The sequence below is a fragment of the Amycolatopsis jejuensis genome, assembly GCF_000717335.1.
GTDB classification, from domain to species: domain Bacteria; phylum Actinomycetota; class Actinomycetes; order Mycobacteriales; family Pseudonocardiaceae; genus Amycolatopsis; species Amycolatopsis jejuensis.
The window spans coordinates 1-20,619 of sequence record NZ_JNYZ01000007.1 but is presented as its reverse complement, the minus strand read 5'-3'; the positions used below and the strand labels follow the sequence as shown (position 1 = coordinate 20,619).

At 70.1% G+C, this 20,619-nt stretch carries 18 protein-coding genes; 12 read left to right on the top strand and 6 right to left on the bottom strand.

Annotated features, from left to right (window positions below):
• The first annotated feature begins 4 nt into the window (after positions 1-4).
• The 3 genes from OO71_RS10180 (at position 5) to OO71_RS10170 (ending at position 3,231) form a co-directional block, all read left to right on the top strand.
• On the top strand, positions 5-838 hold the full coding sequence (locus tag OO71_RS10180) for an SMP-30/gluconolactonase/LRE family protein (RefSeq protein ID WP_051791412.1): 834 nt from the start codon (positions 5-7) through the stop codon (positions 836-838).
• A 34-nt stretch (positions 839-872) separates the two neighbouring features.
• A complete protein-coding gene (locus OO71_RS10175; protein ID WP_051791411.1) occupies positions 873-2,081 on the top strand; it encodes an enolase C-terminal domain-like protein in 1,209 nt (402 codons plus the stop codon).
• A 61-nt stretch (positions 2,082-2,142) separates the two neighbouring features.
• Positions 2,143-3,231, top strand: coding sequence for an alpha/beta hydrolase fold domain-containing protein (locus tag OO71_RS10170; protein ID WP_033289452.1), 1,089 nt, complete (start codon positions 2,143-2,145; stop codon positions 3,229-3,231).
• On the opposite strand, the gene OO71_RS10165 is transcribed toward OO71_RS10170, so the two are convergent.
• Positions 3,228-5,078, bottom strand: coding sequence for an FAD-binding monooxygenase (locus OO71_RS10165; RefSeq protein WP_033289451.1), 1,851 nt, complete (start codon positions 5,076-5,078; stop codon positions 3,228-3,230). The genes OO71_RS10170 and OO71_RS10165 overlap by 4 nt on opposite strands.
• A 108-nt stretch (positions 5,079-5,186) precedes the next feature.
• Between OO71_RS10165 and OO71_RS10160 the strand changes: the two genes are divergently transcribed.
• A complete protein-coding gene (locus tag OO71_RS10160) occupies positions 5,187-5,840 on the top strand; it encodes an IclR family transcriptional regulator (protein WP_051791410.1) in 654 nt (217 codons plus the stop codon).
• Positions 5,841-5,931: 91 nt separating this feature from the next.
• On the opposite strand, the gene OO71_RS10155 is transcribed toward OO71_RS10160, so the two are convergent.
• Positions 5,932-6,279 carry a hypothetical protein gene (locus OO71_RS10155; RefSeq protein ID WP_033289450.1) on the bottom strand — a complete coding sequence of 116 codons (348 nt, stop codon included), beginning with the start codon at positions 6,277-6,279 and terminating at the stop codon, positions 5,932-5,934.
• A 264-nt stretch (positions 6,280-6,543) separates the two neighbouring features.
• Between OO71_RS10155 and OO71_RS10150 the strand changes: the two genes are divergently transcribed.
• Complete coding sequence (locus tag OO71_RS10150) at positions 6,544-6,993, top strand: SRPBCC domain-containing protein (RefSeq protein WP_051791409.1); 450 nt, start codon at positions 6,544-6,546, stop codon at positions 6,991-6,993.
• A 1-nt stretch (position 6,994) separates the two neighbouring features.
• Here OO71_RS10150 and OO71_RS10145 read toward each other — a convergent pair whose 3' ends face one another.
• The 3 genes from OO71_RS10145 to OO71_RS50880 are packed head-to-tail and all read right to left on the bottom strand — an operon-like array spanning position 6,995 to position 12,560.
• A complete protein-coding gene (locus OO71_RS10145; protein WP_033289449.1) occupies positions 6,995-9,838 on the bottom strand; it encodes an ABC transporter permease subunit in 2,844 nt (947 codons plus the stop codon).
• Complete coding sequence (locus tag OO71_RS10140) at positions 9,838-12,051, bottom strand: ATP-binding protein (protein ID WP_033289448.1); 2,214 nt, start codon at positions 12,049-12,051, stop codon at positions 9,838-9,840. Before OO71_RS10140 ends, OO71_RS10145 begins: the two co-directional genes overlap by 1 nt.
• The gene (locus OO71_RS50880) at positions 12,048-12,560 is read right to left on the bottom strand and encodes a hypothetical protein (protein ID WP_033289447.1); all 513 of its coding nucleotides are present in this window, start codon (positions 12,558-12,560) and stop codon (positions 12,048-12,050) included. The genes OO71_RS10140 and OO71_RS50880 overlap by 4 nt, the downstream gene beginning before the upstream one ends.
• 111 nt (positions 12,561-12,671) lie before the next feature.
• Here OO71_RS50880 and OO71_RS10130 point away from each other — a divergent pair, with 111 nt between their 5' ends.
• From OO71_RS10130 to OO71_RS10110, 6 genes are all read left to right on the top strand, one after another.
• Entirely contained in the window at positions 12,672-14,012 is a 1,341-nt protein-coding gene (locus OO71_RS10130; protein WP_156096244.1) for a hypothetical protein, read from the top strand.
• Between the two features lie 27 nt (positions 14,013-14,039).
• On the top strand, positions 14,040-14,942 hold the full coding sequence (locus OO71_RS10125; RefSeq protein WP_033289445.1) for a thioredoxin family protein: 903 nt from the start codon (positions 14,040-14,042) through the stop codon (positions 14,940-14,942).
• A 112-nt stretch (positions 14,943-15,054) separates the two neighbouring features.
• A complete protein-coding gene (locus tag OO71_RS47245) occupies positions 15,055-15,753 on the top strand; it encodes a GntR family transcriptional regulator (RefSeq protein ID WP_051791408.1) in 699 nt (232 codons plus the stop codon).
• A gap of 89 nt (positions 15,754-15,842) precedes the next feature.
• A complete protein-coding gene (locus tag OO71_RS10120) occupies positions 15,843-17,102 on the top strand; it encodes a M16 family metallopeptidase (protein ID WP_051791407.1) in 1,260 nt (419 codons plus the stop codon).
• Positions 17,099-18,421: a M16 family metallopeptidase gene (locus OO71_RS10115; protein WP_033289444.1), complete on the top strand. Its 1,323-nt coding sequence runs from the start codon at positions 17,099-17,101 to the stop codon at positions 18,419-18,421. The genes OO71_RS10120 and OO71_RS10115 overlap by 4 nt, the downstream gene beginning before the upstream one ends.
• 15 nt (positions 18,422-18,436) lie before the next feature.
• The gene (locus OO71_RS10110; protein ID WP_033289443.1) at positions 18,437-18,769 is read left to right on the top strand and encodes a thioredoxin family protein; all 333 of its coding nucleotides are present in this window, start codon (positions 18,437-18,439) and stop codon (positions 18,767-18,769) included.
• 10 nt (positions 18,770-18,779) lie between these two features.
• On the opposite strand, the gene OO71_RS51580 is transcribed toward OO71_RS10110, so the two are convergent.
• Complete coding sequence (locus tag OO71_RS51580) at positions 18,780-19,928, bottom strand: FAD-dependent oxidoreductase (protein WP_033289442.1); 1,149 nt, start codon at positions 19,926-19,928, stop codon at positions 18,780-18,782.
• A 261-nt stretch (positions 19,929-20,189) separates the two neighbouring features.
• Between OO71_RS51580 and OO71_RS10100 the strand changes: the two genes are divergently transcribed.
• On the top strand, positions 20,190-20,474 hold the full coding sequence (locus OO71_RS10100) for an alkylmercury lyase (RefSeq protein ID WP_211260485.1): 285 nt from the start codon (positions 20,190-20,192) through the stop codon (positions 20,472-20,474).
• Positions 20,475-20,619: the final 145 nt, after the last annotated feature.

Here is a 20,619-nt window from a genome sequence, read left to right as displayed (position 1 = left end):
GGCAATGCTTTTCGTCGACAGCCGCTGTCACCTCGCCGAGAGCCCCCGCTGGGACGGCGGGCGGCTGCACTGGGTCGACCTCGAAGCCGGTGCACTGTGGACAGTGACCGACGGCGCCGAGCCGCACCGGCTCGACCTCGGCCGGGCAACGGGATTCGCCGAACTCCGCACGGACGGCGGGTTCATCACCGCCGGGCCCGGCGGGGTCTGGTGGATCGACGACCACGGGAGTCCGGAATGGACAGTCGACCTGCCGGAGGACTGGTCGGTGATGCGCGTGAACGACGGTGCGTGCGATCCGGCCGGACGCCTGCTGTGCGGTACGACGCCGTGGGACGCCGGATCGCAGCCCGGGCGGCTGCACCAGGTCGAACCGGACGGCAGGGTCACGACGCTGCTCGACGGTATCGGGATGTCCAACGGCCTCGCGTGGAACCCGGCCGGGGACACGATGTACCACGTCGATTCCTTGGCGCACGAGATCACCGCGTACGGCTACGACGTGCGCACCGGTGCAGTCGGCTCGCCGCAGCACACGATCACTGTGGACCTCGGCATCCCGGACGGGCTCACCGTCGACGTCGAGGGCAACCTCTGGGTGGCCGTCTGGGGGTCCGGCCGGGTGCTGCGGTACCGGCCGGACGGCGAGATCCTCGGGCACGTCGAGGTGCCCGCCCGGTACGTCACGTCCTGCACATTCGGCGGGTCGCAGCTGTACATCACGACAGCACGCTGGGACCTGACCGAAGCCGATCTCCGCACGGAACCCGCAGCAGGCGGGGTGTTCCGCTGCGAAACCACCACCACGGGCCTGCCGCTCCGCCGTTTTGCCGGCTGAGTGGCGGGTCCCCGATCCGCACGAAGGAAGAAGCATGAAGATCGTCGACATCCGGGCCACCGCGGTCACCGTCCCGCTGAAGCGGCCGGTCCGCTGGTCGTTCGGCGTGGAGACCGCGACCACGCGCACCGTGGTGGAGCTCATCACCGACGAGGGCCTGGTCGGGATCGGCGAAACCCGGGGCGGCGACGAGGTGGTGCGCGCGCTCGAACTGCACCGTGACCTGTACCTCGGCGTCGACCCGCTGGAGGTCTGGCGGATCACCCGGCGGTTCTCGATCTTCCGGATGACCAGTGAGCAGCTCGCGCTCGTCGGCGCCGCGAAGCTGGCCGGGTCCGCGGTGGAGATGGCGTGCTGGGACCTGGTCGGCAAGGCGACCGGGAAACGCTGCGGTGACCTGTGGGGCGGCATCGACACCGACGCCGTCGAGTTCGCCGCGTACGTCTTCTACCGCTACGACGCCGACGGCTCGATCGGCACCGGCGACCGGCCGGAGAACGCGGTCGAGCACGCCGTGGAACTGTTCGACGAGTACGGGTTCCGCGACATCAAGTTCAAGAACGGTGTGCTGGAGCCGGAAGCCGAGATCAAGTCGGTGGAGCTGATGCGGTCCGAGCTGGGCGACCGGTTGCGCCGCATCCGGATCGACCCGAACGCGGTCTGGTCGGTGGACACCAGCATCCGCGTGCTGAACCGGCTCGCGGACTACGACCTGGAGTTCTGCGAGGACCCGACGTGGGGCATCGAGGGCATGGCCCGGGTCCGCGAGCGCACGCCGGTGCCGCTGGCCACGAACATGGCGGTGGTGACCTTCGAGCAGCTTCCGCTGACCGTACGGGCAAAGGCGCTCGACATCATCCTCGGCGACATCCATTTCTGGGGCGGCGTGAGCCCGGTACTGCAGCTGGCGAAGATCTGCGAGACGTTCAACATCGGGATGAGCCTGCACAGCGACCGCGAACTCGGGATCTCGTCGGCCGCGGCCATCCACGTGGCCGCCGCGGAAACGATGATCAGCCACTCGATCGACACGCACCTGCTGGAACAGGCCGACGACATCATCACCGAGCCGTTCCGGTTCGCCGACGGCCGGGTCAAGGTGCCTGCCGGTCCGGGGCTGGGCGTGGAGATCGACCGCGACAAGCTGGAGTTCTACGCCAAGCACCACCGCGAGGTCGGCGAGGTCAGTGAATTCCAGGACCCGGCGCAGCAGGCGTTCCGGGCCAGGTTCCCGAAGTACTGACCTTTCGTGCACAGTTTCCGGGTTTGTTGCATCGACCGGCGGCGGGTCGTAGGGTGCGGGCATGTCTGCCTCCGCCGTTCCGCTGCCGGGCCGGCTCGGTGATCCGGCTGCCGAATACCGCACTGATCCGCGTGCCGCCCGCCCGTTGCGCGCGGCACTCGACGGGCTCGGGCTGGCCGCGCCCGCCGCGGCGCCGCCGGTGAGCCGCACCGATCCGCTCGCCGCGGTGGTCGGGTTCGCCAAGGCGAGTCACGACGGTTTCGAGGCGGTGTACGCCGCTGTGTGTGCGGCCGAGCCGTCGCGCGACGACGTCGTTCGCACCGCGCATACCGTCACTGGTCGCGACGGGCACGAGATCAAGCTCAGCATGTTCCGTCCGGCCGGGGCGGAGGGCGACCTGCCGGGCCTCGTCTACCTGCACGGTGGCGGGATGACGATCTTGAACGCGGACAACGGAGTCCACGTCCGGTGGGGCGAGGACCTGGCCGCGGAAGGGCTGACCGTGGTCGTTGTGGACTACCGCAATGCGGTCAGCCCGGACGGCGAGCACCGCCCGTTCCCGACCGGTCTGCACGACTGCTGCGACGCGGTGCGGTGGATTTCCGGGCATCGCGCCGAGCTGGGCCTGAGTTCTCTGGTACTGCAAGGGGAATCGGGCGGGGCGAATCTGTGCCTGGCGACCGCGTTGACCGCCAAACGCGAGGGCTGGCTGTCCGGTATCGCCGGGGTGTACGCGATGGTGCCCTACATTTCCGGCGCGTACGGCTGGAGCGAAGCCGAGAAGCTTGCGGAACTGCCTTCACTGGTGGAAAACGAAGGGTGGTTCCTCAACACCGCCGGGATGGATTTGTTTGTCGCGGCTTACGATCCGGAGGACACCGAACGCCGGAACCCGGTGGCGTGGCCGTATTTCGCCACTGTGGAAGACCTGCAGGGATTGCCGCCGCACGTGATTTCGGTGAACGAGCTGGACCCGCTCCGCGACGAGGGGATTGCGTTTTACCGCAAGCTCCAGGAGGCGGGCGTACCGTCCACCGGCCGGATCAACCTCGGTCTCACGCACGGCGCGGACAGCATTTTCAAATCCGCCGTGGGCGATGTCTACGATTCGCTGATCGGCGACATCGCCCGGTTCGCGCGGAAATTCTAGGTTTCGAAGATCGGTTCGAAGAAGGCGGTGAGGTCGGTGGCCGCGGTGAGCGGCAGGACGTTCGCGACATACTGGTCCGGCCGCACCACGACCACCGCACCGTCCGGAGAAACACCGCGGGTCTCACCGATGTCCGCCGCGGCGTACACCTTTTCGTAGTCGATCAGCTGGAACGGGCCGGTGCGCGGGAGGAACACTTCCGGCACCCGGCCGAGATCGATTTCCTCGTACGGCACCGGATAGATCACCTTGACGTCGAACCACGCGTCGGCGTCGAGGTCTTTCGGGGTGCGCGTGACCGGTGAATCCGTGGCGAGCCAGTCCGCGAATTCCGCCAATGCGGTCGGTTCGGCCGGGGCGAAAACGTAGATGCGCCACCGGCCGTCGGCCTGTGCGTGGTGGCCGAGGTGTACCCGATTGGCGTCGCAGACCCGGGTGACCTCGGGTGACTTGAAGCGTTTGCCGATCGGGAACCCGGTCGCGAGATGCTGGTGCACGGGTTCGGCGATGAGCACCGACGGCTGGTAGCAGGTCATGAACCCGGACGGGAATTCGAAGGTCTTCACGTAGAATTCCTCGAGTTCCGCGGGGTCGGCGCGATCCTCGGGCCGGGTCGCCATCAGCGCCGACCATTCCTTGTCGAAGTCGATGAGGTTTTTCGCGATCAGCTGGCGTTCCGCGGAATACGTGGTGAGCAAGGACGCCGGGCCTCGGCCGTCGAGCACGTGCCCCAGTTTCCACCCGAGGTTGAACCCGTCCTGCATCGAAACGTTCATGCCCTGCCCGGCTTTCGCGCTGTGCGTATGGCAGGCGTCGCCGGTGATGAAAACCCGCGGGAGCCGGGATTCCCCGGCGGGAACGTCGTCGAATTTGTCGGTGAGCCGATGTCCGACCTCGTACACGCTGTGCCAGGCCACATTCCGGACGTCGAGAGTGAACGGATGCAGAATGGCGTTGGCGCGCGCGATGATCTGGTCGATCGTGGTGGTGCGGACGGCACCGTGGTCGTCGGGGGAGACCTCGCCGAGATCGACGTACATCCGGAACAACGCGCCGCCCTCGCGCGGGATCAACAGGATATTGCCGCCGTCGTGCGATTGGATGGCGCATTTCGTGCGGATGTCGGGGAAATCGGTGACGGCCAGAACGTCCATTACCCCCCACGCATGCAGCGCCTGGTCGCCGACGAGTTCCCGCCCGATCGCCTCGCGCACGGCACTGCGTGCGCCGTCGCAGCCGACGACGTACTTCGCCCGTACCGTACGGTCTTCGCCGGTGCGCGGCCCGGTGGTGTGCCGCAGGGTGACGGTGACCGGATATTCGGAGCTTTCGTCGATGGTGAGGGCGCGGAACTCCAGGCCGAAATCCGGCGCCATCCGACTCGGCGAGTTCGCCATGTACTCGGCGAAATAGTCCTGCACTCGGGCCTGGTTCACGATGAGGTGCGGGAACTCACTGATCCCGGTGGGGTCGTCGGGGACCCGCGCGGAGCGCACGATGCACGCCGGGTCGGCGGGATCCGGCTTCCAGAACGACATCGTGGTGATCCGGTACGCCTCTTCGATGATCCGGTTCGCGAAACCGAACGCCTGGAAGGTCTCGACGCTGCGCGCCTGGATCCCGTCGGCCTGCCCGACCTCGAGCCGCCCGCCGCGGCGTTCCACGATGCGCGTGGTGACCCCGGGGTACCGCGACAGCTGCGCGGCGGTGATCATGCCCGCCGGTCCGGTGCCGACGATCAGCACGTCGACCTCGTCCGGCAGCTCCGCGGGCCGGTCGACGCCGGTACCGGCCGCCGGGAGGACCCGCGGCTCACCGGATACGTAGCCGTGGTGGTGGAACTGCACAGACTCACCTCTTGTTCTATAATCGAACGAGCTGTTCAATTATGGAGTACACCGATGCTAAGGTGAGGCGCTCGGGTGCACAAGACCCCGCGGGGAGAGGAACGGGTCGTGACGGATGTGAAGCAGGCGGCCGGGTCCCAGACGCTGTCTCGCGGGCTCACCGCGCTGGAGGTGCTCGCGGACGCCGGCACGCCGCTGTCGATCGGCGAACTCGCGGCGCGGCTCGGGCTGCACCGCTCGATCACCTACCGGATCGTGCGCACGCTGGAGGACCACGGCCTGGTCGTCCGGGGGGCGAACGGCGAGCTGGAACTGGGTGCCCGGCTGGCCGCCCTGGCCCGCAACGTCTCGCGCGACCTGCAGTCGACTGCGTTGCCGGAGCTCACCATCCTGGCGAACGAACTGGGGATGACGGCTTTCCTCACCATCCTGGACGGCGAGGATTCCGTGGTGACGCTGGCAAGTGTCGAGCCCCGGCACGCCGCCGCGGCGGTGGCGCAGCGCCCAGGGAGCCGTCATCCGATCACCGACGGCGCCCCGGGCCGCGCGATCCAGCAGCAGCTGCGAGGGGAGAAGGCCGCATACGAGACGAGTCACGACGAGGTGATCTCGGGGTTGTCGTCGATCGCGGTACCACTGGCGGTGCCGGGACGTCCGCCGGCCGCGCTGGCAGTGGTGTACCTGACCGGCCCGGCCGACCTCGCGGCGATCGGAGCCCGGCTGGAGCAGGCCGCGGAGGTGATCACGGCAGAGCTGCGTTGAGTCCTGCCGCATTGTTCCCCTGCCGCGGGCGAAGAATCTTTCGCCCGCCGCAGGGGAACTCGTATTCTCAGGTGAAGCTGAATGGGGTGGCTCAGAATATGTAGAAGCTGGGCCCGTTGACGGTTTTCACATTTACCCCGTTGCGGCCGTCGTAGGTGAGAGAGCCGATGTACTGACTGTCGGCGGTCTTGATGTCGACCCGTTCCGGATGGTTGCCACCGTAGTTGAACGAATGGCATTCTCCGGGATTCACAATGAAGGTCGAGTATCCGTTGCGCTCGGGAAACTCGGCGAAGGATCCGAAGTTTCCGCCGGAACAGAGCTGGAAGACCTCGGGGGTGGCGGCTTGGGCGACGCCGGTCGAACCGAGAGCGATGGCTGCGCCGACGGCACCGGTGAGAACGATACTGCGGGCAGCAAGGCGGAAAGTTGCGTGCACGGTCTCTCCTTTTCTGGTGGAAATGTTTCCGGATGAATGATGACCGGATCTGCTGCCGTTCGGCCAAGGTTCTCTTCGCAACAGTGCTTCTTCGGGAAGGCAGTGCTGCCTGAACTGACCCGATCACTCCGCGGTTGATTGCTGCGCCGCAGGTCACCGGGTATTCTGGACGCAATTCCCGGCGAGGGCGATCTTGCTGCCCGAATGTCCCGGATCCGCGCGGCGCGCCGGGCATGCCGGGACGGAACGACGTACAAGGGGCCCATGCGCACGATCGAAGCGGTCACCGACATCGCCGCCGGCCCGGCAGAGATCTGGGCGGTCCTCACCGACTTCCCGCGGTACCCGGAATGGTCGGCCTACCTCCAGCGCATCGACGGCCGCGCCGAACCGGGCGCCCGGCTGCGCCTCGTCGAGGGCCCACCCGGGGAGAAGCCGTACGTCGTCCGGGTCCCTGTCCTCGAAGCGACCCCCGGCGTCCGCCTCGCGTGGGCCGCCACGATCCCCGGTTTCGCCTGGCTCCCCACGGCGATTTTCACCGGCACCCACGAGTTCGTACTGCACGAACTCCCCGGCGGCACCACGAGATTCACCCACCGGGAACACTTCGGCGGCCTGATCGCCCGCCTGACGGCCGAGGGCGCGAAAGGCGCCGACGAGGGGTTCGAGGCATTCAACGCGGCGTTGAAACGGCGGGTGGAACAGCTGCGGTAGGTCAGCCGGGGATCCTCGTTTCGAGCCGCCCGCCGAGATAGGCGTCGGCCACCGCGTCGTCGGCGCACACCAGCGTCGGCGTGCCGGTGCACAGGATCCGGCCGTGGTGCAGCACCACGATCCGGTCCGCGAGACCGGTGATGAGCGGGAGGTTGTGCTCGATCACCACCAGGGTGAACTCCTCGCGCAGGGCGCGCAGGCGGAGCCCGAGTGCTTCGGTCTCGCGCTGGGCGATGCCCGACGATGGCTCGTCGAGCAGCAGCACCTGCGGTTGCAGGGTCGTCATGCAGGCGAGCTCCACGATCCGGCGGGTGCCGGTCGACAGCTCCTGGACCAGGCGGCTGCGGTACCGGCCGAGACCCCACTGCTCGACCACGGCTTCCGCGGCCGTTCGGCGCTTGCGCCGGGCCCGCTCGAAACCGGCCACCGAGAGCGTGGTGCTCGACGGCTGATGTCGTTGTACCGCAAGGGTCACGGTCTCGAGCACGCTCATCGTCGGGAACAACGCCCCGTCCTGGAACGAACGGACCAGCCCGGCCAGTGCCCGGCGCTCGGGGGCCCACCGGGTGATGTCGCGGCCGCCGAAGGAGACGGACCCGCTGTCCGGGCGGACGAACCCGCTGAGCATTTCGAAGGTCGTGGTCTTGCCCGCCCCGTTCGGCCCGATCAGGCCGAGCACCTCGCCGCGGTGCACGTCGAGGTCCACCCCGTCGACTGCCCGCACCCCGCCGAACGACCGGTGCAGCGCGCGAGCGGACAGCACCGGCGGCTGCGCGGAAATCGGCCGCGCCGGGGTCACCACGGCCACCTGATGGGTCGGCAGCGCCGGTGCCTCCGGCTTTGCCGGTGTCTCCGGGGGTACCCCGTACCAGCGGGCCAGCAGGGCCACCAGCCGATCGCGGACCGGGCGCAGTGCCTGTGCCGCCCCGCCCGGCCGGATCATCGCGATCACCAGCACGGTGGTGCAGGCCACGGCGAGGGTGAGCCCGCTTCCGGCCCTTCCGGGCAGCAGCAGGGGAAGGCCGATGACCCAGAACGCCCCCGCGACGCCCCCGCCCACTGTGGACAGTCCACCGGCGACGATCCCGAGTACCACGAAGATGTTCCAGTCGATCGGGAACGTGGTGGCCGACAGGATCGGCTGGGAGTGCCCGAGCACCGCGCCGCCCAGCCCGGCCAGCGCCCCGGAAAGGAACAGCGCCTGTACCCGCATGCGCGTCGCAGGGACGGCAAACGATCGTGCGGCGGGTTCGTTGTCGCGGGTGGCGACCAGCGCCCGTCCCGCCACTCCGCGCCGGGCATTCCACACCAGCACCAGGGCCAGCACGAACACCACGAGCGTGAAACCGAAGTAGCGGATGCCCGGGGTCAGCGGCACTCCGGCGAGCACCGGTTGCGGGCTGAACACCCCGGCTTCCCCGAAAAGCCACGGCTGGGTCAGGAGCACCGGCGGTACCACGATGGAGAACGCCAGCGACGTCACGGCCAGCATCGGGCCGCGGGAGCGCAGGGCGGGCAGCCCGAGAAGAACGCAGGCCGCCCCGGCGGTCAGCGCCGCCGATCCGAGGCCCAGCAGGAAGTTCCCGGTCCGCGTGACCACGAACCAGGACGCCGCGGCGCCGAGCGCGGCAATGGCGAACTGGCCCAGTGACAGCTCACCGGCGAGCCCGGTGAGCACCCCGAGCGACAACGCGACGATCGCCGCGGCGAGCACGGTCGTCAGCACCATCGCGGTGGTGTCGCCGAGGGAACCGGCCAGTACCAGTGCCACGAGCATCAGGGCGGTCAGGATTTTCCCGAGGTGCCGCACCGGCCACAGCCGCGCGACCGGCGGGGGCAACGGCGGCCACGGCGCGACGGTCAGCCAGCTGCCGCGCTGGTCGCCGCGGCCGAGACCGGTCCGGGGGAAGACCAGCGCGAGGACCAGCACGGCGAACACCACCAGCCCGGTCAGGTGCGAGTCCGGGGAGTTCCATCGCAGGACCTGGTCGAGTACCCCGATCCCGGTCCCGGCCAGCAGCGCGACCGGCAGGCTGCGCATCCGGGCCAGCGCGGCGGCCGCGAGCCCGTACAGCAGCCCGGCCGGGGCGAACCTCTGCGCATCGGCCACGCCCGCCGGGAAGAACACCGTGGTCACCGCTGCGACCGCCCCGGCGAGCCCCCAGACCACCGCCGCGGCGCGGGTGGGGGAGATCCCGGCCAGCCGGGCCGCGTCGGGGTTGGCGGTCGCGGCCCGGATGGCGAGCCCGTACCGGGTCCGCAGCAGGAACCAGGTGAGCGCGGCGACCATCACCGGCCCGGCGATCAGCAGCCCGGTGTAGTCGGGGGTGACCAGCAGCGGTCCGAGGTGGAACTCCGGCAGCCCGGGCCCGGCGGGGCCTGCGTTCGGCGATCCGGCGGCCTTCTGCAGGCCGGTGACCTGGGCGGCGAGCAGCGCGCCCGCGCCGAAGGTCGCGGCGACGACCACGACGCGCGGCGCGGAGTCGAGCCTGCGCACGACCACCAGGTACACGAGTGCGCCGAGGCCTCCCGCGGCGGCGACCACCACGGCGAAGGCGAGCCAGAACGGCAGCCTGCCCAAGGTGGTCAGCACTCCCAGCAGTGCCGCGGCGAGCACGCCGATCTGCGGCTGGGCGAAGTTGATCACCTGGCTGGAGCGGAAGACCAGTACCAGGCAGACCCCCAGCATTCCGTAGCTCAGCCCGACGACGGCGCCGAGCAGCACCACGTAGGGCGGGGTGGCGAGTCCGGTGATCCGGGCGGCGAGCAAACCCGCTGCCACGCAACCGGAAGCGATCAGCGTGCCGCGCAGATATCGGGTCACGGCAGGGGAACCGACGGGCATCACAGTGCCTCCGCAGGGGTCGTCCGGGGCAGGAACACCGCACGCAGCAGGTCCGGGCGCGCGGCCAGTTCGCGAGTACTGCCGTCGAAGCGGATCTCGCCGTTTTCCATGAAGTACGCGTGGCCGGCCAGCTCCAGTGCGGTGGAGACGGACTGCTCCACCACGAGCACCGAGGTGCCGCGGGCATTGATCGCCTGCACCTGCTGCACCAGCTGGGCGACCACTTTCGGGGCCAGCCCGAGGGAAAGCTCGTCGAGCAGCAGCAGCCGGGGCTGCAGCAGCGACGCCTTGGCGAGACCGAGCATCTGCTGTTCGCCGCCGGACAGCGTGGCCGCCCGGCGGTGCCGCAGCTCCGCCAGCGCGGGCATCGCCGCGAACGCCTCGTCGAGCGCGGCGTCGAGCTTGCGTCTGCCGCGGCCGAGGGTGAACCCGTAGCAGCGCAGGTTCTCCTGCACGGTGAGCTCGCCGAAGACGGCATGGCCACCGGGTACCTGGGTGATCCCCAAGACGGTGCGGCGTTCGGCGTCGATGTGGGTGATGTCGTGCCCGTCCAGCCGGATGCTGCCCGCGGACGGCCTGCCGAGCCCGGAGACGACCCGCAGCAGCGTGGACTTCCCGGCCCCGTTCACGCCGAGCAGGGCGACCAGTTCGCCGTCATCGACGGTGAGGTCGACCCCGAAGAGGATTTGCTGGGTGCCGTACCGGAAATCGAGCCCGCGGCAGGTGAGCATCGGCAGCCGGGCCCCGCTCGCGGTGATCCGGTCGACGGTCTCGTCCTCGACCACTTCGTCGATCATCCGGTCGAGATCGGCCCGGACGTGGCGGCCGGCGACGATCGTCAGTACCACCCCGGCGATCTGCGGCACGGCCATGAGCGCCACCAGCAGCTGCATCCCGAGCGCCGAAGCGAGCCCGCCGAGGAGCGCGGTGCTGATCGCCGTTCCGGCCAGGACGCACATCATGCTGAGGCCCCCGACGTGCGGGCGCAGCTGGGCGGGTACCACCGACATCATGCCGAGCTGCATTGCCGGACCGGACAGCCCGGCCAGCGCCGACCCGGCGAGCGAGAAGAGCACCAGCGCGGTCACCGACGGCATGAACACCTGCGCCGTCGACAGGGCGATGCCGATCAGGCTGAGTACCCCGTTGAGCACGAACACGAGCCGGACGTTGCGCTGGAACAGCCGGTCGCCGATCGGTGCGAACACCAGGTAGGACACGAGCGCGACCGCGCCGGTCCCGGCGGCGAGCAGGGACCGTTCGGTGGCGTCGAGGTTGAACTGGTCCTGGAGGAAGAACGCCAGGTAGATCGACAGCGGCGCGGCCATCGCGCCGACGATGGCGGAGGCGAAGAACCACCGCTGCGACGGGATCGCGACGATCCGCCGGATCGCTTCGGAAAGGGTCAGCTTCGGCACGGCGAGGGCGCGCTCCCCGTCCGCGCTGCCGCGTTCCTCGCGGGCCGCTTTGCGGATCAGCTCGGTGTCGTACTGGCCGTATCCGGGGTCCCGCAGCCGGAACGCGACCGCGACGAACACCGCGCCGAGCACAGCCATGGCGAGGTGAATCCCCCGCCAGTTCAGGCCGAGCGGCCCGGACAGCAGTGCCACGAGCAGCGGCGCGGCCACCGTCGCCACCCGGATGGCGGCGGAGTCCACCGCGAGCACCCGCAGCCGCACGCGCGGCGGGAAGAGATCGACCAGCAGCGGCCCGCTCACCGCGCTGCCTGCCGCCGTCGTCGCCCCGTCGAGGAACATCAGCACCATCAGGAAACCCAGCGACGGCACGAAAGCGGTGTAGGCGCTCAGCCCGCACCAGAGCACTGCGGAGGTGAGCAGCACCGCCGCCCGGCACGCCCGGTTCTGCACCAGCCGCGCCACCCCGAGCGGTACGGCGATGGCGATCACCTGGCCAAGCAAGCCGGTCACGGTGAAGAACTCGGGCCCGACGCCGAACACCTTGCCCATGTCCGGGGCCAGTACCGCCGCCCCCTGGCTCAGCAGCAGCTGGCTCACCGACAGGGCCAGCACCGCGACCAGGGGGTAGAGCCCGACCCCTTCCTCGCGCAGCAGCCGGAAGAACGGGCGGCGGTCGGCCCGCCCGTCGGTTCCGGTCAGCTCGCGGCCCTGGTCCCGCAGCCGCTCGGCCGACCCGCGGATCTCGGCGAGAAAACTCTCCGCGGTGTGGGTGTGCGGCGGACCGCCGGCGCTCACCGGGCGCCGCCGGGGACGCGGAAACTCACTGACCAGTACGACTCGCCGACTCGCCGTCCCGAAGCATCGACCAGCACGACTGTCACCTTGTGGGTGTTCTTGCCGTCGACCGCCTTGCCCACCCAGGCGAGCAGCTGGCTGCTTTCGCTCGTGACGAAAACGCCGAGCCGGGAGAGGTAGGCGTCGTCCGGGCAAGCCGGCCGCGCGCGGCATCCCGGGTCGTTCTCCCCGAGCGACCGCAGCGGCCCGCCGGGGGCGATCGGGTCGCGGTCGACGAACACCGCGAAGCGCAAGGTCCCCGGTGCCGTGGGGCGCTCCGGTGGCGCGATCGGTACGTCCCGCGCGGTCCACCGGACGGTGAACGGCACCGTGACCTCTTCCTGATCGGCCGGGGCGGTCAGCTGTACGCGATGGTCACGGGTGAACCGCAGGTTCTCCGGTGCGGCGCAACCGGAGGCGGCGACCGCGGCGAAACCCAGCGCGACGATGCGGCGGGCCGGACTCTGCACGTCCTTCTCCTCTCGGGAGAGTGCCTGGTATTCGCAGTGAAGCAGACTGGACTTAATAATTAGATAAATTGAACTTGACAGCTTCGAAGATCGCGCGGCATGGTGGTCGTCATGAAGCCAATCCGCACCACGCCGGCCGGGCGGCGGGCTTTCCCGTTGCTGGCCGCACTTCTGGTCACCGGATGCGCGGCGACCGGACAGGCCGGGCAGCAGGGCGGCACCGGCGCGATCCCGGAGAAGAACGGGCCGGGCGTCGACGCGGACACGATCACGTTCGCCGTTCCCGGGTCCGGCGGCCTCGCGACCACGGGTGGCAGCGACAACGGGACCGCGGTCCGGGACGCGATCGTGGCGATGTACAACGACCGTGGTGGCATCGCGCACCGCAAGATCCGGCTGGTGAATCAGGCAGGCGAAGCCTCCGGGGACAGCACGCTCGCGCAGGCCGAGTGCGCTGCGATCGCCGCACAGCAGCCCGCCGTGTTCGCGGTGCTCGGCATCACGCGCCCGCCGTCGGTGCTGACCTCGTGCCTGAACTCTCGCGGCATCGTGGGCATCCTCGCCGGGGGCTTCGGCACCGCGGCGGTGTTCCGGAACGCGCCCGCCACCGCGGGCATCGACCTGCTCACCGACACGCGGCTGGCCCGCAGCTGGCCGCGCATCCTGCAGCAGACCGGCTGGCTGGCCGGCGCCGGCCGGGTCGCGGTCGTGATCGACCAGTCCTACCACGGTGCCGAGCCGCCCGATCCGGAGATCCCCAAGCTGCTGGAGTCGGGTCTCGTCGCGGCCGGGGCGCCGAAGCCGGACGTCCACTCGCTTCCGGCCGATGCCGCGGCGGGCAAAGCGGCGGCGCTCGATCTCGTGCTGAAGCTCAAAACATCCGGAGCCGACCGCGTCGTGCTGGTCGGCGACGCGACGGGGGCGCTGCCGGATCTCTTGCTCGAAGCCGGGAAACAGCAGTACTTCCCGCGGATCGCGGCCTCGGCGCACGTCGCGGGAGCCATGGTCGCCTTCGGGGCGGACCCGGCGCTCCGGGCCGCCGCGACGCCGATCGAATGGCGGCGGATGGAGGGCGACAGCCTCGCCGACAACGAGCAGGCCGTCGCCGATCTGAAGCGGGACAACGCAAGCGCACGGCGCTGTCTCGAGGCGATCGACCGGGCCGGTGGGGACCCGCAGGCGAAGGAGACCGGCCGGACCACCGGGCTCGACCTGTGCCAGTCGCTCGACCTCGTCGCGGCTGCGCTCGAACGCAGCGGAAGCAGCTTCGTCAACGCCGAAGCGTTCGCCGCCGGTCTGCAGAAAATCGGGTCGTTCCCGGCCATGCGCGGTTTCGCGAACCGCTACGGGCCGGGTGACCAGGGTGGGACGGCCGCCGTGCAGCCGCTCGCCTACCGGCCGGACTGCTCCTGTTACCGCCCCACGGGTACGCCCGCCGACCTCCCATCCTGATCAGCACCGTTCACGAAAGGCAAGCACATGACCGATTTCGTCCCCCAGATGACCGAGGACGAGTTCGACGCGGCACTCGCCGCCGCGGACTCCCGGCCCCTGCTGGCCTACTTCCGCCAGGACGACTGCCCACCCTGCGTCGAGATGACCGAACCGCTGGCCGCCATGGCGGAGCGGCTGGCCGGGCGGATGCGGATGGCCTGCCTCAACCAGGCCATCGACGAGGAAACCCAGGAGCTGCAAACCCACCCGCTGCACCGGCGGTACCCCATGACCGCCATGCCCCTCTTCGCCCTGTTCGCCTCCGGACGGCCCGTGCTGTGGGTCTGCGAGGAGGACGCCGCCGCCCTCGAAGCACTGCTCACCGACGTGCTCGACGCGCTGGAAGGAATGCCGTTGCCGCCGGTTCCCGGCTGGGCCGTCAAGACCCCCCGGGAACGGACCGTGCACCTGCCGGACCCCAGTCCGGCCGGACTGACTCTCTTCGACGTCAGCGACCCGGAGGAAACCCGCGAGCTCACCGGGACGGCCACCATCCCGGCAGGCGAGGAGACGTACCTGCAGGTGGCTTGGATGCCGCGGGTCGGCGGGCCGAAGCCGGACTACGCCGCGCTCTCGGCCTTCTCGGGGGCCGCCGACCACCTCACCCTGAGCGATGAAGAACTCGACGACGAGAAGATGGACCACGTTCTCGAGCTCACCGGCATCCGTTCGGCACGCATCTACGTGGCGAAGCTGACCCCGGTGGGAGTGCGGAAGCTGGCCGGCCTGTCCGGGGTGGCCAGCATCTACCTGCTGGGCGAGCCAGGCCCGGCGATCGACGAGGCGCTTCAGTACGTGCGGGAAGCGCTGCCGGACACCATCGTCCAGGACCGCTGGGCGGCAGCCGGGTTGACGCCGTTGCTCCAGCGCGCAGCGGCGCGTTCCTGAACGGTCCAGCCGGGGCAGTTGCTATGCTCAGGTGTCGTCGAAGTGTGGGAGGTGCCTCGTGTCATCGCGCTCGGGCCGGCAGCCGTCTTCTGCCGAACCGGTGAACCAGCCGATGAGCGATGTCGCGTACGCCGAGATCCGGCGGCGGATCATCGCCGGCGATCTCCAGGCAGGCGCCACCTACTCCGAGGGCGACATCGCCGGACGGCTCGGGATGAGCAAAGCGCCGGTGCGCGAAGCGCTCGCCGCGCTCCGCCGCCAGGGCTGGCTGCAGGCCCTGCCGCGCGCCGGCTATCTGGTGTCGGCGGTGACGGTCGGCGGCCTGCGCGACCTCACCGCGATGCTGGGCTGGCTCTTCGCCGAAGCCGCGGCTCTGGCCGCGAAGCACGCGGACCAGGTGCCGCACGAAACCGCGCCTCTCCGGGAGTATCCGGAAGCCCCGGCCGGCGACGTCATCGCGGAGGACTACGAGTTCCACCTCCGGATCGCGCGGATGTCCGGCAACGGGGAACTGTCCGCGGTGCTCGCCGGGGTGCTGCTGAAACTTCAGCGGTACTACTTCCTCGACGCGCTGAGTGGCGTGCTTCCGGTGCCGCGCAAGGACGTCGCGGACCTGACGGACGCGATCGTCCGCGGCGATCAGGACACGGCCCGCGCCGAGGCGGCCCGGCACGCGGAACGGATCCGCGGCACGGCACTCGTCGCGGTACTGGAAAGCGCTGCCGTGGCCGAGGTCAACCTCGCCACCGAACTGCCCACCGCGATCGGCGAGGACGACCTCCCGGTCGTCCCGGCCGAGCCGCTCGGCTGACCCGCACTCCCTTTCCCGGCGCGCACGCCGAGGCGTACGCGCGTGCCTTCACCCTGCCCGAAAAGCAGCCGCAGAAACGAGGAATCCTCATGGCCGGACCTGTGCTGCACCGGTTGCCCAACGGCTTGTCCGTGGTCGCCGCCGGACAGCCCGGCGCCGCGGTCGCCGTCAACGTCACCTACCGCGTGGGCTCCCGCGACGAATCGCCGGAGCGGACCGGGATCGCGCACCTCTTCGAGCACCTGATGTTCGAGGGGTCCGCCGGGGTCGCGGCCGGTGAGCACTTCGCCTGCCTGGAACGGTACGGCGCCTGGCTCAACGGCTTCACGATGATCGATCGCACGACGTATTTCGAGACGGTGCCGCGCGGAGTGCTGCCGCTCGCGCTGTGGCTCGAGGCCGACCGGATGCGCAGCCTGGGCACCGCGCTGAACCAGCGCAGCCTGGACACCCAGCGCGAGGTCGTCAAGAACGAATGGCGGGAATCCTGCAACCAGCCCTACGGCACCGCGGTGGAACGGTTGCAGGCACGGCTTTTCCCGTCGGGCCACGCCTATGCGCACTCGCCCATCGGGGACATGGCGCATCTCGATGCGATGGACCTGGCCGGTTTCCGCCGGTTCCTCGCCCGGCACTACGCGCCGGACCGCGCGGTGGTGACCGTCGTGGGCGCAGCCGATCCGGAAGCCGCGGTCGAGGAGGTGACCCGGTGTTTCGCGGACATCGCACCGAGCGGGCACGAGCCGTCGGCGGCGTACCGCGCACAGCTGGCACCGCTGCCGGACCCGATCCGGGAAACCTGCAGGGAACCGGTGCCGATGACGGCGCTGTACCGCCTGTGGCGGCTACCGGGCGATGGCACCGCCGACTGCGACAGCGCGGAAATGGCGTTGCACATCCTCGCGGGCGGACCGGGCAGCAGGCTGCAGGCGCGGCTCGTGCGCGGTGAACGGTCGGCAGTGGGCGTGTCCGGCTGGGTGCACCGGCTCGCCGGGACTTCCATGGGCCTGCTTGCGGTGCAGCTGCCTGGCGACGGTTCGGCTGCTGCCGTCGAGGAGGCGGTCGACGAGGAGATCGCCAGTCTCGCCGTAACCGGTCCGGACGAGGACGAGGTGTCCCGCGCGGCGACCGCGCTGGAGCTGGCCGCACTGCGCGAAATGTCCACTTGCGACGGTCATGCGGATGCGCTGGCCCAGGCCACGCTGCAGTTCGGGGAACCCGGCCGCGCCTACCGCCGCGCGACGGCCTGGCGGGCGGTGTCCGGCGATGCCGTCGCGAAGATCGCGGCGACCTGGCTCGGTCCCGAGCACTGCGCACAGCTGACCTACCTGCCCGAGGAGGCTTCATGAGTGCGCCCTCGCGCCCGGTGGTGGACGTCGATCCGTCCTGGCGCTTCCCTGCCGCGGAAACCCGGACCCTGGCCAACGGCTTGCGGGTGCACCACCTCAGGCACGCCGGTGCGCTCGCGGCGGCGACCCTGGTGCTCGACCTTCCGTCGCACGTGGAGCCGCGGGCGGAGGAAGGGGTGGTGGCCCTGCTTGCCCGCCTCCTCGACAAGGGCAGCACTTTCCGCGACGCGGACGCGATCGCCGCGACGGCCGAGCGCCGTGGCCTGCAGTACCTGATCCGCACCGGGCACGACGCGGTGTACGCCGACCTGGAGTTCGTGCCGCGGATGCTGCCGGAGGTCCTCGACCTGCTGGCGGAAATCGTGTCCGTGCCGGTCTTTCCCGACGACCAGGTCCGGGGCGAGATCGAGGGGCTGCGGGCCGAATACCGGATGGCGATGGACATCCCGGCCGCGCGCGCCGGGCTCGAGCTGGCCGCTGCCGGGGTTGCGCCGGAGGCCCGGTGCGCGCGGCCGGCCGGGGGTACCGAGGAGTCGCTGGCCAGGCTCGGCCGGGCACCGGTCGCCGACCTTCACCGGAAGTACGTCGGCCCGGCGAACGTGACCCTGGTGCTGGCCGGGGAGTTCTCCGCGGAGGCTGTCTTCGCCGCGGCGGATTCGGCGTTCGGCGCGTGGTCGGCACCGGCCGAAGAGGTCGCCCCGGCTTCCGCGCCGCCGGTCCGTGCCCCGTCCACTGTGGTCATTCACCGGCCCGGATCGGTGCAGAGTCACCTGGCTTTCGGCGCCGCGGCGATCGATCGGCGCAGCCCGGACTGGCCGGCCCTGCTCGCCGCCGTGCACGCGCTCGGCGGCGGGATGTCCAGCCGCTTGATGGCCGAGCTCCGCACCGCCAGGGCCTACACCTACGGGGTGCGGGCGAGCCTGCGGCCCTGGCGGCGCGGCGGCATGTTCGTGATCGAGACCGCGGTCGACACTTCGGTCACCGGCGCGGCGGTGAACGAGACGCTCCGCCTGCTCGCCGAATACGCCGCAGCCGGACCGACCGCGGCGGAGCGGAACGACGCGGTGGACTACCTGCTCGGCTCGGACGCCGTCCGCCACCAGAACGCGCAAGCGGTGGCGGGCGCGCATGCCGCGCTGGTCGGCAACGACCTGCCTGCCGGGCATCTCGACGAAGTCCGCAGCCGCCTCGCCGTCCTGACCCCGGAGGACCTGGCCGAGGCCTTCACCCGGCACGTCCCGTCCGCGTTGTCGCTCGTCGTCGTCGGCGACGCGGACACCGTCGCCCGGCATCTGCCCGGGCCGTTGATCATCAGCTGAACCGAGAGGAAAGCCATGAGCGAACACACGATTCCCGCGACCGACGCCGACTTCGACGAGCTGGTGCTGAAGTCGGCCAAACCGGTACTGGTCGATTTCTGGGGCGTGCACTGCGGTTTCTGCCGGCCGCTTGCCGTCCAGCTGGAACTGCTGGGGCAGAGCACGCCGGAGATCACCGTGGTCAAGGTGGACGTCGCGGAAGCACCGGAGACCGCGGCCAAGTACGACGTTTTTGCCTTGCCCACGATGCTCCTCTTCATCGGAGGCGAGGTGGTCGACACCGTCACTGTGCGCAAACACGACAAGCTCCGCGAAGCAGTGGGCAAGCACGTCGCGCTCGCTTCCTGACCGCGGATTTTCACCCCGGCAGCGGGGTTTGCCCCATCCGGATCGCGCCGTACTTCGCGGACGTGCGGACCGCGTCGAAGCCGTAGTCGATCATGGTGGTCTCGTACTCGCGGATGGCCGTGATGAGGTCCGCGCCGCTTTCCGCTTCGGTCAGTTTGACGGTGAGCAGGTCTGCGTCGCGGAGGGCGGTGTTCGCGCCGACGCCCACTGCCGGGCTCATTGCGTGGATCGCGTCGCCGAGGAGGGTGACCGACGTGGTGGGCCACGGCTCGAGCGGGACGCTGGAACGCATGAAGATCGGGAAGAACGTGCCGGTTTCGGCGCGGGCCAGCAGGTCGGCGGCGGCCGGCTGCCACGCGCGCGCCAGGTCGGCGGTCAGGTCACGGAGCCAGCGCCCGGTGCCGGTGCGGAGTTCGTCGTCCGGGGGCAGGAGTTCGGTGCGGGCGGCGAACAGGCACATGACGTAGTCGGCGGTGTCGGTGAGGGTGAGTCCCGTCGGCAGGTCCGGGTTGGCGCAGCGGGCGTGGACCGGCGCGATGCCGATGTGCTGGTGATCCGGGCCGAAGAGCGGGGCGTACAGCTGGAACCACTCGTCGGGGACCAGCTCGGCGGTTTCGCGGGTGAGCGGGAAGCGGCCGTACATGATGCGGACGCCGGTGTCCATCACCTGCGCATGCGGGAGATAGTGCCGTCGTACCACGGAGTTCACGCCGTCGGCGGCGACCAGCACGTCCGCGGTGCGCTGTGAACCGTCGGCGAAGGTCGCGGTGACCGTGCCGTCGGGGCAGGCTTGGTAACCGGTGCAGTCGCGGCCGAACTCGACGACGTCGCCGAGCCCGTGCAGGAGGATCTGCCGGAGGGTGAGCCGGTTCACCGCGACGTTGCGCTCGGCCCCGGACGGCGTCCCGTGCCGGTATCCGCTCCGCGAAGGCGATGAACTCGTGTCCCAGATGAGGCGGGCGAGCCCGGGCGGGAGGAGCCGGTCGAGCGCGTCGAGCCCGTCCTGGTTGAGCCGCAGGCGGTAACCCTGCAGCCGGCCGGTGGGGGCGGGATCGCGCTCACAGACGGTGACGTCGATCCCGGCGCGATGCAGCCCCTGCGCGAGCGCCAGCCCGCCGATTCCGGCACCGATCACCAGGACCCGAAGATGTGCAGACACAGCAGATTCCCCTTCTCGATACGGCAAAGAAAGGGACGGCTGGACGCACCATGAGATGCGAGTACGAGCGCTTGCGCGCCGCCCGGACTACCCACCGGGCCGTGGCTTTCGACGTCCAAGATCAGCCTAGCTTGCCCCGGACGCGGATTGTCAAGTGGTTCTTGCGCGGGCTTGGGGGATTGGCGAGCGCCTGGTCCTCGGACGGGAAGGCGGGTTCGGCCGTCTTCCGTGGCATTCTGGTGCGGGAGAGCGGAGGCCGCCATGTGCACAGCCGGTCCGGAAGTCGCGGGTCTGCGGGTCGAACTCCTGACCGTCCCGGACTGCCCGAACGCGGCCCCGGCGCGCCTGCTGCTGCGGGACTGCCTGGCCGAGGCGGGGCTCGACGCACAGGTGATCGAACGCATCGGCGACTACCCGTCCCCGACGATCCTGGTGGACGGCGTCGACGTGATGACCCCGGAGAGCCGGGCCGAGGGCGCGAGGTGCCGCCTGGACGTCCCGACCCGGGCCCGCGTGCTGGCGGCACTGGCCTCGCGCCGGTCGTGAGGTACCGGCAGGCCGGAGCGCCGGATTCGGGGTGATACGGGGTGATTTAGAGGTCCTAACAGATTGAGTATTTCTTGAGTCTGCGCCAGCAGATGATGCTGCAGGCGATGCTGAGGAAGGCTTCGTGGATGTCATCGCGGATCTC